Annotated in this window: 11 protein-coding genes and 1 pseudogene; 3 read left to right on the forward strand and 9 right to left on the reverse strand. The window is 59.8% G+C overall.

Features of this window, described 5'->3' with window-relative positions; all coding sequences use genetic code 11:
• Positions 1-80 precede the first annotated feature (80 nt).
• Both epsC and betT read left to right on the forward strand, forming a co-directional pair.
• A complete protein-coding gene (gene epsC / locus BBI10_RS18780) occupies positions 81-1,025 on the forward strand; it encodes a serine O-acetyltransferase EpsC (protein WP_197986109.1) in 945 nt (314 codons plus the stop codon).
• Positions 1,026-1,394: 369 nt separating this feature from the next.
• Positions 1,395-3,389 carry a choline transporter BetT gene (gene betT / locus BBI10_RS18785; RefSeq protein ID WP_065991032.1) on the forward strand — a complete coding sequence of 665 codons (1,995 nt, stop codon included), beginning with the start codon at positions 1,395-1,397 and terminating at the stop codon, positions 3,387-3,389.
• A gap of 110 nt (positions 3,390-3,499) precedes the next feature.
• On the opposite strand, the pseudogene BBI10_RS26755 reads toward betT, so the two are convergent.
• A pseudogene (locus BBI10_RS26755) lies at positions 3,500-3,643 on the reverse strand (SDR family oxidoreductase); the annotation flags it as partial.
• A gap of 152 nt (positions 3,644-3,795) precedes the next feature.
• Between BBI10_RS26755 and mgrA the strand changes: the two are divergent.
• Positions 3,796-4,833 (forward strand): L-glyceraldehyde 3-phosphate reductase, encoded by a 1,038-nt coding sequence (mgrA, locus tag BBI10_RS18790; protein WP_065991034.1) that lies wholly within the window; start codon positions 3,796-3,798, stop codon positions 4,831-4,833.
• 162 nt (positions 4,834-4,995) lie between these two features.
• On the opposite strand, the gene BBI10_RS18795 is transcribed toward mgrA, so the two are convergent.
• From BBI10_RS18795 to glnA, 8 genes are all read right to left on the reverse strand, one after another.
• Complete coding sequence (locus BBI10_RS18795) at positions 4,996-6,735, reverse strand: amidase (protein WP_065991038.1); 1,740 nt, start codon at positions 6,733-6,735, stop codon at positions 4,996-4,998.
• Between the two features lie 88 nt (positions 6,736-6,823).
• Positions 6,824-8,260 (reverse strand): nitrogen regulation protein NR(I), encoded by a 1,437-nt coding sequence (gene ntrC / locus BBI10_RS18800; protein WP_065991040.1) that lies wholly within the window; start codon positions 8,258-8,260, stop codon positions 6,824-6,826.
• On the reverse strand, positions 8,257-9,342 hold the full coding sequence (gene glnL / locus BBI10_RS18805; RefSeq protein ID WP_065991042.1) for a nitrogen regulation protein NR(II): 1,086 nt from the start codon (positions 9,340-9,342) through the stop codon (positions 8,257-8,259). The genes ntrC and glnL overlap by 4 nt, the downstream gene beginning before the upstream one ends.
• Positions 9,343-9,645: 303 nt before the next feature.
• Entirely contained in the window at positions 9,646-10,290 is a 645-nt protein-coding gene (locus BBI10_RS18810) for a DUF4124 domain-containing protein (RefSeq protein WP_065991044.1), read from the reverse strand.
• Positions 10,274-10,798 carry a DUF4124 domain-containing protein gene (locus BBI10_RS18815; RefSeq protein ID WP_065991046.1) on the reverse strand — a complete coding sequence of 175 codons (525 nt, stop codon included), beginning with the start codon at positions 10,796-10,798 and terminating at the stop codon, positions 10,274-10,276. Before BBI10_RS18815 ends, BBI10_RS18810 begins: the two co-directional genes overlap by 17 nt.
• A gap of 127 nt (positions 10,799-10,925) precedes the next feature.
• The gene (locus tag BBI10_RS18820) at positions 10,926-11,492 is read right to left on the reverse strand and encodes a chorismate mutase (protein ID WP_167355816.1); all 567 of its coding nucleotides are present in this window, start codon (positions 11,490-11,492) and stop codon (positions 10,926-10,928) included.
• Positions 11,493-11,520: 28 nt separating this feature from the next.
• Positions 11,521-11,970 carry a cupin domain-containing protein gene (locus BBI10_RS18825; protein WP_065991050.1) on the reverse strand — a complete coding sequence of 150 codons (450 nt, stop codon included), beginning with the start codon at positions 11,968-11,970 and terminating at the stop codon, positions 11,521-11,523.
• Between the two features lie 167 nt (positions 11,971-12,137).
• Positions 12,138-13,544 (reverse strand): glutamate--ammonia ligase, encoded by a 1,407-nt coding sequence (gene glnA, locus BBI10_RS18830; RefSeq protein WP_037018763.1) that lies wholly within the window; start codon positions 13,542-13,544, stop codon positions 12,138-12,140.
• Positions 13,545-13,745: the final 201 nt, after the last annotated feature.

Genomic DNA, 13,745 nt, shown 5'->3' on the forward strand with positions numbered 1-13,745 from the left:
GTAGAGTGATTCCACTTCGGCCGTTACAGCCTGACTCGCCGTTGAATTGAGGAGAAATCTGCGTGAGCACTATTCCCGACCTGTCCCCGGAATCCTGCGCCGAGGGCGTGACCGGCCACTGGCAATTGCAGCGGATTGTGGGCGAATTGCGCGCCGCGCGTGATGACTGGCGTACCAGCAACGGCCGAATCAGCGGCGAGAAGGGCGGCCGCGAGCTGCCTTCGCGGGAGGCCATGCGCGACATTCTCGATGCCTTGTGCGGCGCGCTGTTTCCGATGCGGCTGGGGCCGGTGGACCTGCGCGAAGAGAGCGAGGACTTCTACGTCGGCTACACCCTCGACGTGGCGCTGAATTCGTTGCTCGACCAGGCGCGCCTTGAACTGCGCTACGCCGCCCGCCAGAAAGGCCAGGATGCCAGCTGCGCGGACGTGCATGCGGAACGGCTGATTCAGGATTTCGCCAGCGCGCTGCCGACCATTCGCCGCATCCTCGACACCGACGTGCTGGCGGCGTATCACGGCGACCCCGCCGCGCGCAGTGTGGATGAGGTGTTGCTGTGCTACCCGGGCATTCTGGCGGTGATCCACCATCGTCTGGCCCATCACCTGTATCACAACGGGTTGCCCTTGCTGGCACGCATCAGCGCCGAACTGGCCCATTCCGCGACCGGCATCGATATTCATCCCGGCGCGCAGATCGGCCCAAGCTTCTTCATCGATCACGGGACAGGCGTGGTGATTGGCGAGACTGCAATCATCGGCGAGCGCGTGCGCATTTATCAGGCGGTCACGCTGGGCGCCAAACGTTTCCCTTCCGATGAGGATGGTCAGTTGCTGAAGGGCCATGCGCGCCACCCGATCGTCGAAGATGATGTGGTGATTTATGCGGGCGCCACGATTCTGGGGCGCATCACCATTGGCAAGGGCTCGACCATCGGCGGCAACGTCTGGCTGACGCGCGGCGTCCCGGCAGGCAGCAACGTCAATCAGGCGAGCCTGCAGCACGAGGATGGCTGTCCGAAGTAGCCCGTCATGTCGCAAATTTCGGGGTGCGCACGCTGGCCTCTTCCCGGCTGAAGCCGGTCCCACTGATCGATCGAGCACATCGTGTAGGACCGGCTCCAGCCGGGAAGGCGGCGTGTGTCACTCCGCAATTTCTTCAGCGCTTTAAAAACCCTCCCGAACCCACGGAACGAAAGGCTTTCGTTGTCCGTCCTACCCTCGCCTGAGAGAGCGTCACGCCACTGTGTATTAGTCTCCAGCCGTGTTTTCATGCTTTAATTGAACGTTCAATCAAGTTAAACCGGTGGTTCGCTGCCCGCTGATCTCAGGAGGCCTACCTTTGCCGCATACACGTTGCATGATCAATCCCCTCGCCCGCGCGGCGGTATTCATATGAATAATTCGAGCGCTCCGAACAGCTCGGCTGTTCGCATGAACGGCCCTGTTTTCTACTTTGCCGCCAGCTTCATCCTGATCTTCGGACTGGTCGTGATCGGTTTCCCGGAAGCCTCGGGTGCCTGGTTGCTTGCCGCGCAGAACTGGGCCGCCAATACCGTTGGCTGGTACTACATGCTGGCCATGACCCTGTATCTGCTGTTCGTGGTTGTTACCGCGATTTCAGGCTACGGCAAGATCAAGCTTGGCGCGGACCACGACGAACCCGAGTTCAGCTACCTGTCTTGGGCCGGCATGCTGTTCGCCGCAGGGATCAGCATCACGCTGTTCTTCTTCTGTGTGTCCGAACCGCTGACCCACATGCTGGCGCCGCCACAGGGGGAAGGCGGGACCACCCAATCGGCACGTCAAGCTATGCAGCTGCTGTTTCTGCACTGGGGCTTGCACGGTTGGGGCGTGTTCGCGTTCGTCGGCATGGCACTGGCTTACTTCGCGTATCGCCATAACCTGCCGCTGGCATTGCGTTCAGCGCTGTATCCGCTGATCGGCAAGCGCATCAATGGCCCGATCGGCTATGCGGTCGACGGCTTCGGCATCATCGCCACCATCTTCGGCCTCGGCGCCGACATGGGCTTTGGCGTCCTGCACCTGAACTCCGGGCTGGACTACCTGTTCAACGTGCCGCACACCCAATGGATTCAGGTGGGTTTGATCACCCTGATGATGGGCGCGGCAATCCTCGTGGCCATTGCAGGCGTGGACAAAGGCGTGCGCGTCATGTCCGACATCAACATGCTGCTGGCCTGCGCGCTGCTGCTGTTCGTGTTGTTTGCCGGGCCCACGCAACACCTGCTCAATACCCTGGTGCAGAACATCGGTGATTACCTCGGCGCACTGCCGGTCAAGAGCTTCGACGTGTATGCGTACGACGGCCCGAGTGACTGGCTGGGCGGCTGGACCGTGTTTTATTGGGCGTGGTGGATTGCCTGGTCGCCGTTCGTGGGTCTGTTCATTGCGCGTATCTCCCGTGGCCGCACCATTCGTGAATTCGTCTGTGGCGTGCTGCTGATTCCGCTGGGTTTCACCCTGGCCTGGATGTCGATCTTCGGTAACAGCGCCATCGACCTGGTGCTGAACCACGGCATGGCGGCCTTGGGCCAATCGGCTATCGACGATCCGTCGATGACCCTGTACCTGATGTTGCAGACGTACCCGTGGAGCCGGACGGTCATTGCGGTGACGGTGTTCATCAGCTTCGTGTTCTTCGTGACCTCGGCCGACTCCGGCACCGTGGTGCTGTCGACACTGTCCGCCAAGGGCGGCAGCCCGGACGAAGACGGCCCGAAATGGCTGCGCGTGTTCTGGGGCGTGATGACCGCGCTGATCACCAGCGGGTTGCTGTTCTCGGGCAGCATCGATGCGCTGAAGTCAGCGGTGGTGCTGACCTCGTTGCCGTTCTCGCTGATTCTGCTGCTGATGATGTGGGGGCTGCACAAGGCGTTCTATATGGAATCCCAGCGCAAGATCGCCCAGCTGTATTCGCTGGCACCGGTCTCTGGAGCGCGGCGCGGCGGATGGCGTCAGCGTCTGACCCAGGCGGTGGCGTTCCCGTCCCGGGACGAGGTTTACCGCTTCCTCGATCAGACCGTGCGCCCGGCGATTGAAGAAGTGACGGCAGTGTTCGTCGAGAAGGGCCTGACCGTCGTGACTCAGCCGGATCCGGCCAACGACACCGTGGGCCTGGAGATCGGCCACGGTGAAGAGCGTCCGTTCGTGTACCAGGTGACCATGCGTGGCTACTTCACGCCGTCCTTTGCGCGCGGCGGCATGGGCTCCAAGCAGCTCAATAACCGCCGTTACTACCGCGCCGAGGTGCACCTGAGCGAAGGCAGTCAGGACTACGACCTGGTGGGCTACACCAAGGAACAGGTGATTAACGACATCCTCGATCAGTACGAGCGCCACATGCAGTTCCTGCACCTGGTGCGTTGAGGCTGTTTCGTTTGTAGAAACACGCGTGCCCGCGACGGCGTCGTGCCAGTCCCTCTAACCGGGGGCAGCCACGAAATCTTCGCGGGCACGCGCGCTTCTACCGCCCGGTTTTACGCCAGGCCACCATTCGCCCGCAGCACTTGACCATACACCCAGCCTGAATCCGGGCCGGCAAGGAAGGGCATGACGCTGGCGATATCTTCCGGCTGTCCCAGCCGTTGCAGCGGCGGCATGTTGGCGAAGTGCTGAATTTGCTAAGCGAACAATTGAATGCGCATCGCCGCCTGTCTGCGCTGAAGGGGTGGCATTCGTCCACTCGCTTGAACCCCCTCGTCGCACGCAAATCCGAGTAATCTCACGGGTTTGGTTATGTGACCTGACTTCCATACAAGAAAGAGAGGACTGGATGACTTACATCGCTGCCGAAAACCGTTATGAACGCATTCCCTATCGTCGCGTAGGCCGTAGCGGCCTGGTGTTGCCAGCGCTCTCCATGGGGCTGTGGCACAACTTCGGCGACAGCACGCCGATGGACACCCAGCGCGCGATGCTGCGCACGGCCTTTGATCTGGGTATCAACCACTTCGACCTCGCCAACAACTATGGCCCGCCCTACGGCAGTGCCGAGATCAACTTCGGCCGCCTGCTCAAAGAAGACTTCAAGCAGTACCGGGACGAGTTGATCATCTCCAGCAAAGCCGGCTGGGACATGTGGCCGGGGCCTTACGGTCAGGGCGGCGGATCGCGCAAGTACGTGCTCGCCAGCCTCGACCAGAGCCTGCAGCGCATGGGTCTGGACTACGTCGATATTTTCTATTCCCACCGCTTCGACCCGGACACCCCGCTGGAAGAAACCGCCAGCGCACTGGCCACCGCTGTGCAGCAGGGCAAAGCGCTGTATATCGGGATTTCGTCGTATTCAGGCGCCAAAACCCGGGAAATCGCCGGCCTGCTGAAAGAGTGGAAAGTGCCGCTGCTGATTCATCAGCCGGCCTATAACCTGCTCAATCGCTGGGTCGAAAAAGACCTGCTGGACACCACCGAGGAACTCGGCTCGGGCGTTATCGCGTTCACCGCACTGGCCCAGGGGTTGCTCTCGGACAAGTACCTGAACGGCATTCCAAAAGACGCGCGGGTCAACCGTCCCGGCGGCGGCTCGTTGCAGGCGGCGCATTTGTCGGAGCAGAACATCGAGCACGTGCGTGCGCTGAACGAGATCGCCAAGCGTCGCGGCCAGAGCCTGGCGCAGATGGCACTGGCCTGGACGCTGCGCGATCCACGCGTCACCTCCGCACTGATCGGTGCAAGCCGTCCGGAGCAGATCATCGAGAACGTCGGCGCCCTCGACAATCTTGAGTTCAGTCAGGAAGAACTGGCCGAGATCGACCGCTTCGCAGTCGAAGGCGGGATTAACTTGTGGGAAAAGCCTTCGTCGGCGGAGTAAAGGGCTCCCTTCGCTGGGGGTGGGCATAGTTCACCGCCCCCAGAGGTGCCCGCCAGCCCACGGTCAGGTAAAGCTTGCTTGGATCCGGTGCCAACTGTGCCGGAGCGTTGGCCGGGCGCCAGGCGATGACGAAAAAGGGCAGTTGATCGGCCGGATCGCTGTTCATCGTCGCAGACTGCCTTCTCTGACCAGCGGATCTGTCGAGTTTTCGCGGGTGATTGGCCAGCAGGGCTGTGCACGCGGGGCAGGCGCTCGAAGCTGAGGCTCATCGGGTGCCTGTTGATGGTACTCGGGATGATGCTCCTGATAGTCCAAGGCCGCCTGAACCAGGCATGCATCGCTGAAGCGTGGTCCCCAGAACGCGGCGTTTACCGGCAACTGTCTGGTGATGCCAGTAGTCCCATGGCCGATGGGAAATGTCACCATTGGCCATCCCAGCGCATTGGGCAGATCGTAATAGAGACGTTGATTTTGCAATCCGGAGGGCTCGCCCAGTCCCATTCGAAACCCTACATTCGCGCCCAATGGCATGACCACCATGAAATCCACGCCTGCTTCATCCAGAGCGTCTTGCCATAAAGCCATTTGCGCGCGACGTCGCTGCTCCGCTTCTATTCGCACTGAGCACGGCATCTGTTCTATGACCGGGTGGGTGAATGCCGTGCCGTAGTAGCGCAGTAGTGTTTCCTTGTCGTCATCGGGTCGACCTGCGGCAAAGTCTTGGACGGCTTGCCAGTAACTTGCTTCGTATTGCTGGCAGTAAGTAGTCGCCATTGCGGGTGTTACAAATATGTCGGGGTTTTCAGTCGTCCACAGGATGGGTCCTGCGTAATAAAGACGGTTCACCTCATCGGCCATGTTTACTCCCTCAAATTCGATCACTCTTGCACCGAGCTGCTGCAACTGCTGTTTGAAGCGCTCAAAAGCCAGTCCATAGTCCGGGTCGTAGGTTTGTCCCGGAGGAGCGTCTGAGGCTGACATCCAGTCAGTCTGCGGCACGCCGATCGTCAGTCCCGTCAGTGGGGTATCCCCCGGACGTGGTGTGGTCGGCATCTGTGGGAACGGCAGCGGCGTGTACAGCGTTTGCGGATCGCCAAGGGGGTCAGGGCCTTGTATCGCGGCAAGAAGATGAGCGGCGTCCTGTACTGAACGTGCCATCGGACCGACTACATCCCAACCTATGCGCAACGGCATTAAGCCGCCGGTCGATACGTAGCCCAGTGACGGCTTGATGGCGCTGGCACCGTTGGCAGCGGCCGGAATGATCATGGAACCGCCGGTCTCCTCACCAAGCGTTGCGACACACAGCCGAGCGATCGGGGCAATAGCGGATCCGGAGCTTGATCCACCGGGCACTTTGTCCACATCCCAAGCGTTACACCCAAAATCACCGACGGTGCTGCCTGAAAAGCGTGAGCAAATGGTATGACCCAGCACGACAGCCCCCGCAGCGCGCAATCGAGCGACGGCGGTGGCATTGCGAAGTGCGAAATTGGTACTGAATTCTGGTGCGCCATTCTTGCTCTCAAGGCCGACGATGCCTATGGAGTCCTTGACGCCAACGGGTATTCCGCAAAGCATCGGCGCGATGCCACGCGGATCATCCGGATTGTTGATCCATGCATCGGCGTCTTGTGATTGGGCGAGCGCCTGCTCGCGATCAACCCGCACAAACGCGTTATAGCCGCCATTGTCGTTGTAGGTCTCAAACGGGCCATTGAGCTGATCAATGCGCTCAAGATAGGCAAGGGTGATTTGCCGGGAAGTCAGTTCGCCAGTACGCAGCAATGCGGCCATTTCGACGAGCGAATAGTCGACCAGGCGCGCCTGACTTTTGATTTGCCGGCGCTGAAATCGTTGGCCGATGCCCCATTGAAAGGCGTATTGCCAGAATCGGTTCACGTGATTGAGCTCCCTGTCTCAGTGGTCGAGACTTCAGGAGCTAATCACTGTTGCCTTACGGCGTAAACTGTCATAAATGACAGCTCACTCAGGCCTCATCACCCTCGTCATCGTCACCGCCATCGATCTTCATGCCCAATTCCTTGATCTTGCGGGTCAAGGTGTTACGGCCCCAGCCCAGCAGCACGGCAGCGTCGCGACGACGGCCAGCGGTATGCTTGAGCGCGGTCTCGATCATGATGCGTTCGAACGTCGGCACGGCGCTGTCCAGCAGGCTGGATTGGCCGCGCGCCAGCGCTTGATCCGCCCATTGGCGCAGCGCTTGTTCCCAGTTGGTCACCGGGGCAGCGTCCTGCGGCAGGCTCAGCAGTTCAGGCGGCAGATCGCTGACGTGCACTTCGCGGCCTGAAGCCATCACCGTGATCCAGCGGCAGGTGTTTTCCAACTGACGGACGTTGCCCGGCCACGGCAGGTGCTTGAGGTATTCCTCCGTTTCCGCCTTCAATAGCTTGGGCTCAACGGCCAGTTCTTGCGCAGCGCGGCTGAGGAAGTGGCGTGCCAGCGTCGGGATGTCCTCGCGACGGTCGGACATGCGCGGGATGTGAATGCGGATCACGTTCAGGCGGTGAAACAAGTCTTCGCGGAACTTGCCGGCCTGGACCAGGGTTTCCAGATTCTGGTGGGTCGCCGCAATGATGCGCACGTCGACTTTGACCGGCACGTGACCGCCCACCCGGTAGAACTCGCCGTCTGCCAGCACGCGCAGCAGTCGGGTCTGGGTGTCGGCCGGCATGTCGCCGATTTCATCGAGAAACAGGGTGCCGCCGTCGGCCTGCTCGAAACGCCCGCGGCGCAGGTTCGCCGCGCCGGTGAACGCGCCTTTTTCATGGCCGAACAGTTCGGATTCCATCAAGTCTTTCGGAATTGCGGCCATGTTCAGCGCAATGAACGGCGACGCCGACCGTGGGCTGTGTCGGTGCAGGGCGTGGGCAACCAATTCTTTACCGGTCCCGGATTCGCCGTTGATCAACACGGTGATATTGGAGTGGCTCAAGCGGCCGATGGCGCGAAACACTTCCTGCATCGCCGGCGCTTCGCCGATGATTTCCGGCGTGCGGGTCAGGGTAGGCGGAACGGCCAGGCCTTGCTGCTCTTGAGCGTGCTGATTGGCGCGTTTGACCAGAGAAACGGCTTCGTCAACGTCGAACGGCTTGGGCAGGTACTCGAAGGCACCGCCCTGATAGGACGCCACGGCACTGTCGAGGTCCGAATGCGCGGTCATGATGATGACCGGCAGGCGCGGATGCTGTTCGCGAATGCGCGCCAGCAGGTCCAGGCCGCTGGCGCCGGGCATGCGGATATCGGAAATGATCACGTCCGGTTGCTGGCGGGCCAGGCGGCTCATTACACCATCGGCGCTGTCGAAACTTTGTGTGGTCATGCCCTCTTGCTGCAGGGCTTTCTCCAGTACCCAGCGGATGGAACGGTCGTCATCGACGATCCAGACAGTTTCACTACGGCTCATGTCGACGCTGCTCCTTGTTCCAGCGGCAGGAAGATCGAGAATGTTGTATGGCCAGGATGGCTATCACACTCGATCAGCCCCTGGTGCTGACTGATGATGTTCTGGGTAATGGCAAGGCCCAGCCCGGTGCCATCCGGGCGGCCGCTGACCATGGGATAAAAAATGGTTTCTTGCAGCTCCGGCGGAATGCCGGGGCCGTTGTCGATGATTTCGATCTTGCTGACCAGACGATGGCGCACGTGGCCGATGGTGAACTGACGCATGGCGCGCGTGCGCAGGCTGATGCGGCCCAGACGCAGCTCGTTCTGGCTGCTGATCGCCTGCATGGCATTGCGCACGATATTGAGCACCGCCTGAATCATCTGCTCGCGGTCGATCAGTACATCGGGAATGCTCGGGTCGTAGTCGCGCACGAGGGTGATGCATCCCTGGCTTTCGGCTTCGACCAGGCTGCACACGCGCTCGAGCACTTCATGCACGTTGGTCATCGCCAGCATCGGCAGCTTGTTCGAGCCCAGCATACGGTCGACCAGATTACGCAGACGGTCGGCCTCTTCGATGATGACGTTGGTGTAGTCCTTGAGGCTCTCCTCCGGCAGCTCACGTGCCAGCAACTGCGCGGCACCGCGAATCCCGCCAAGGGGGTTCTTGATCTCATGGGCCAGGCCACGCACCAGCATCTTGGTGGTTTCCTGCTTGGACAGCTGAGCCTCCTCCTTGGTGATGCGCAGCAAGCGATCACGGGGATGGACTTCCAGCAGCAGCATCGTCTCGGCCTGGGAAAGGATCGGCGTGACGGCGTAATCAACCGTCAGCGTCTGGCCGGTCAGTGCGGTGAGCATGGCCTCACGCTTGGTAAACGGATGGGCCTGTTCGACTGCCTGACGAAGCGAGCTCAGCGCTTCGGCGGATTCGGTGAACAGCTCGCTGATGAATTGTCCGTGGCTGCGCTGACCGCTGATGGCCAGCAGCATTTCAGCGGCAGGATTCATGTACTCGAGGCGCAGGTCCGAGTTGAGCAGAATCGTGGCAGTGGTCAGGTTGTCGAGTAACAACCGATGCAACGCATCGCTGATAGTCATGAATCCCGGTGACCTCTTTTGGCTCTATGCACACGGTCTGGGCCGTGAGTGCAGGCTCTGATTGGTCTTTGCCAGCGTATGGAAACCGCTGAAACGTGTGATGTGCTCGCGCATTCATTACAAAATGCAAAAACCAAACCAAGGCTCCGAAAAGAAGCGCGGATTGAGGAATTGCGAGCGTTTTTTGCACGGCAGGCCCGGCGACAGTGCATGAATTCCGGAATGCTGAACCAAAATGGGCTTTTAGAACGAAACCTTGTTCAGGTTGCGCACCATAATAGAGCATAGCCAGTCAGGCATGGTTTAGCGGAAAAATGGAAAGAAGCTCGATTCTTCTTCTGGCTTGTCCTTGAGGGGGCATTCGGGGCGCACGCCGTAATCATCCGTTTTGCAAGGCTGTGCGAGCCGCTTCTGCGCCAGAGAGATGCGTATCAGGTGAAAGGGCTGATTGGGGGTTCGCTCCAGCACTCGACCGTATTGATCGATGATCTCCACGGACAGCTGGTGAGTGCCGCGGTCGATGTTGGTCAGCGGAAACACCGGGCTGCGCGTCGGCTCGCCATAGGGTTTGCTGTCGAGCAGTAACCGGTACAGGTGGTCTGGCTGTAGCTCTGGCTCATTGCTGACGGTGACGTTCAGGTTGCCCTCAATGTCGCGAATCGTGCTGTCAGGTTCCGGCGCCAGAATGCGCAGCAACTGATAATGAAAGATGGGACCCGCCGCTGGCTTCGGTTTGGATGGCCGACTGGGCGCCTTCGCAGGCTGATCGACCCGGTTGGTCGGCGCAATGTCGACCTTCTTCGCATTGCGGTGAGGTTGGTCGGTGAAGACCCGATTCCCGTCTGCATCGACGTAGGTATACACCTGGGAGAGGGCGGACTGACTTACGCCGAACAGCAGGCAGAGGGCAATGGCCAACCGGCAAAAGTGTTTAAGGTCTGCCGACATGAACTCGCTGCACTGTCAGGTTGACCGTCTTGCTTTGCTGGATGGAACGCTGATTTTCCAGCACCTGAACCGAAAAGCTGTGTTCGCCCCGTTCAAGCTCCATCACCTGCAGTCGCGGAATATTGGTGGGCTGGCCGTAGGGCGTGCCGTCCACTATCAACTGCAGCAAATGCCCGGGCTGCAGACGAGGCTCAATGGCCACGCCAACGGTAAACGAGCCGTTGTTGGCACGAAGCGCTTCGTCCTGGGGCAAGTCTTTCAGCGCGAGCACCTGATAGGTGGCAGCGGTTTGCTGGTTCTGGTTCTGCGTCGCGGGCAGTGGCGGCGGCGCGGCAGGCACCACGGTCTCGACGCTGTTGAGCGGCGGCAGCTCGACAGTCTCGGCTTTGGTGCCGTTCGGCGGCTGGTTGCTGTACGCCGTGTTACCGGAGGCATCGGTGTATTTGTAAATCTGCGCGGCAGCGGGCAGTGCAAACACCAGCAGCAGAAGGGCGAGACATTGACGCATGAACACTCCAGTGCAGCGATCAGGACAACCAACAATGGTGCCGCGCTCAATGCATGGCGCGGCACAGGATCAGCATAGAGGAATACTGATCGACGGTGTCAGTTGAGAAGCGGATCTGCGTGCCTGCTTACTGGCTTGCCTTGATCCGGCAAAGGTCGCCTGCCGCCCGTTGCAACGCGGTCACGATGACCGGATCACTTGCCTGCCGCTGGATTTCCGACTGCACCCAACCCGGGCACTTGGCATCGCTGCGATAAGGCTGAAACGCCGAGTAACTTTGCATCAACACCGGCAGCAGCGTATCCAGCCGACCCCGGATGCCATCGGTGAGACTGGATTCGGGCTTCTCCGGAGAGTGGCCGGTTTCACGCCACTGCTCGATGCGCGCGTATTGCACCATCTTGTTGGCTTCCATCTGGGCGGTCATGAACTCGCGCACGTCGTCGGCCGCCAGTTTGAATTCACCCGCCCGTGATTCGGCGCTCTGGATCACCTGGCGCTCGCGCTCACTGTCCTGTACTGGCTTGCCGCTGTGCCATTTGCTGCGCGCCACGTCATTGGCGATTTCCAGCCTTTGCTCCATGGCCGCAATAAGCGGCTGAAGTTGCCCAGGAGGCTGCTGAGCAGGCGCCGCGTGAACGCCGGTCGACACCAGGCCGCAGGCCAGGGCGGCGAGTTGGAGCTGTTTGAGCATTGTCATGTCCTCACGTATGACCAAGCGATCACTGTTTAACATTTTGGCTGGAAGAAAGTGGCATTCCCGGTGTTCCGGCGTAAAAAACGACGAGCTCCACGGCGGTGTCTCCCGTCAGGCCTCGGTGCTGCCTGGCGACCATTTCAGGCAGCACATCGCCTGGTTTCAGCTGAATCGACTTGCCGCCTTCGCGGGTTTCCACCGTGAGATTGCCGGACACGACATAGGCCGCATTGGGCATCGGGTGCTCGTGCCATTTGAGGGCGGTGTTGGCGGGGATCTTGATGTTGAGGACCGTCAGCTCAGGGTTGCCGACAGGGTAGGCGTCATAGGGTGTTCCGTCCCAGGAAGTTGAGCTTTTGAGCAGAACGGTGGACTCGACCGTTGAGACTGGAGCGGAGCTGGACGTTTGCGCGGTGGCGCATCCGCCAAGGGCGATCATCGCCAGCAGCAGGCAGGCGGGGGTGATGTTGAGCATGAAAGAAATCCTTGTGCTTGTTGAAGAGCAGAAAGCACAAGGTTGCCGGAAGCATCGTTCCCATCTGCGGTACATATTTATAGCGACTGAACAATACGCGCTCAGTAACAAAAAAGGCCTCCCGAAGGAGGCCTCTTGTTCACGCGGCTTACGCCGGCGCGACTGGATCAGCAGCTGTAGTACAGCTCATATTCCAGTGGGTGTACGAAGGTGCGTACTTTGATTTCTTCTTCGGATTTCAGAGCGATGTAAGCGTCGATGAAGTCGTCGCTGAATACGCCGCCTTTGGTCAGGAACGCACGGCCTTTATCCAGCTCTTCCAGGGCTTCTTTCAGGCTGCCGCAAACCTGTGGGATCTCTTTCGCCTCTTCAGGCGGCAGGTCATACAGGTTTTTGTCAGCAGCATCGCCAGGGTGGATCTTGTTCTGGATGCCGTCCAGGCCTGCCATCAACAGGGCAGCGAATGCCAGGTACGGGTTGGCTGCCGGGTCCGGGAAACGTGCTTCGATACGACGGCCTTTAGGGCTATTGACGTAAGGAATACGGATCGAAGCCGAACGGTTACGAGCCGAGTAGGCCAGCATGACCGGCGCTTCGAAGCCTGGAACCAGACGCTTGTAGGAGTTGGTTGCCGGGTTGGTGAAGCCGTTCAGGGCCTTGCCGTGTTTGATGATGCCGCCGATGAAGTACAGAGCGGTGTCGGACAGGCCGGCATAACCTTCGCCTGCGAAGGTGTTCTTGCCATCTTTGGAGATGGACATGTGAACGTGCATACCCGAACCGTTATCGCCGTACAGAGGCTTGGGCATGAAGGTAGCGGTGCGGCCGTAAGCGTCGGCAACGTTATGCACGACGTATTTCAGGGTCTGAACTTCGTCAGCCTTTTTAACCAGCGTGTTGAATTTCACGCCGATTTCGTTCTGGCCAGCGGTTGCGACTTCGTGGTGGTGAACTTCGACGACCTGGCCCATTTCTTCCAGAGCGTTGCACATTGCGGTGCGGATTTCGTGGTCGTGGTCGAACGGTGGAACCGGGAAGTAGCCGCCTTTGATACCTGGACGGTGGCCCTTGTTGCCGCCTTCGATGTCAGCGTCGGACATCCACGAACCTTGTTCGGAGTAGATCTTGAACATGGAGCCGGAGATATCGGACTTGAATTTCACTTCGTCGAAGATGAAGAATTCTGGCTCAGGGCCGGCAAATACAGTGTCACCGATGCCGGTCGACTTCAGGTATTCCTCCGCGCGGTGAGCGATGGCGCGTGGGTCGCGATCGTAACCTTGCATGGTCGACGGTTCGATGATGTCGCAAACCAGGATCAGGGTAGGCTCTTCGGTGAACGGATCCAGGACGGCGGTTTCGTCGTCCGGCAGCAGGATCATGTCGGAGGCTTCGATGCCTTTCCAGCCCGAGATGGAGGAACCGTCGAACATTTTGCCGACTTCGAAGAAGTCGTCTTCCAGCGCATCTCGGGCCGGCATGGTCACGTGGTGCTGAGTGCCTTTGGTGTCCGTGAAGCGCAGATCAATCCACTTAACGTCATGATCTTTGATGAGTTGAACCGACTTCGACATGTTGTCCTCCGGGGTGGATTAGGGCCTGAGTAGTAGTGGGCCCTTCAATTTGGGTGATGCCGGGCGCGATACTCGACCAAGGCAACCTGCCTCACAAGGGAGCAATTTGCATGCCAGTGCCCTGTGTTGGGATTTCCTCGGGAATACCTGTCTTTTAGCGCGTTAAACGTCGCATATTCGAAAACAGGCGCACCGTTGTGG

It is taken from the genome of Pseudomonas graminis, assembly GCF_001705435.1.
Lineage (GTDB): Bacteria > Pseudomonadota > Gammaproteobacteria > Pseudomonadales > Pseudomonadaceae > Aquipseudomonas > Aquipseudomonas graminis_B.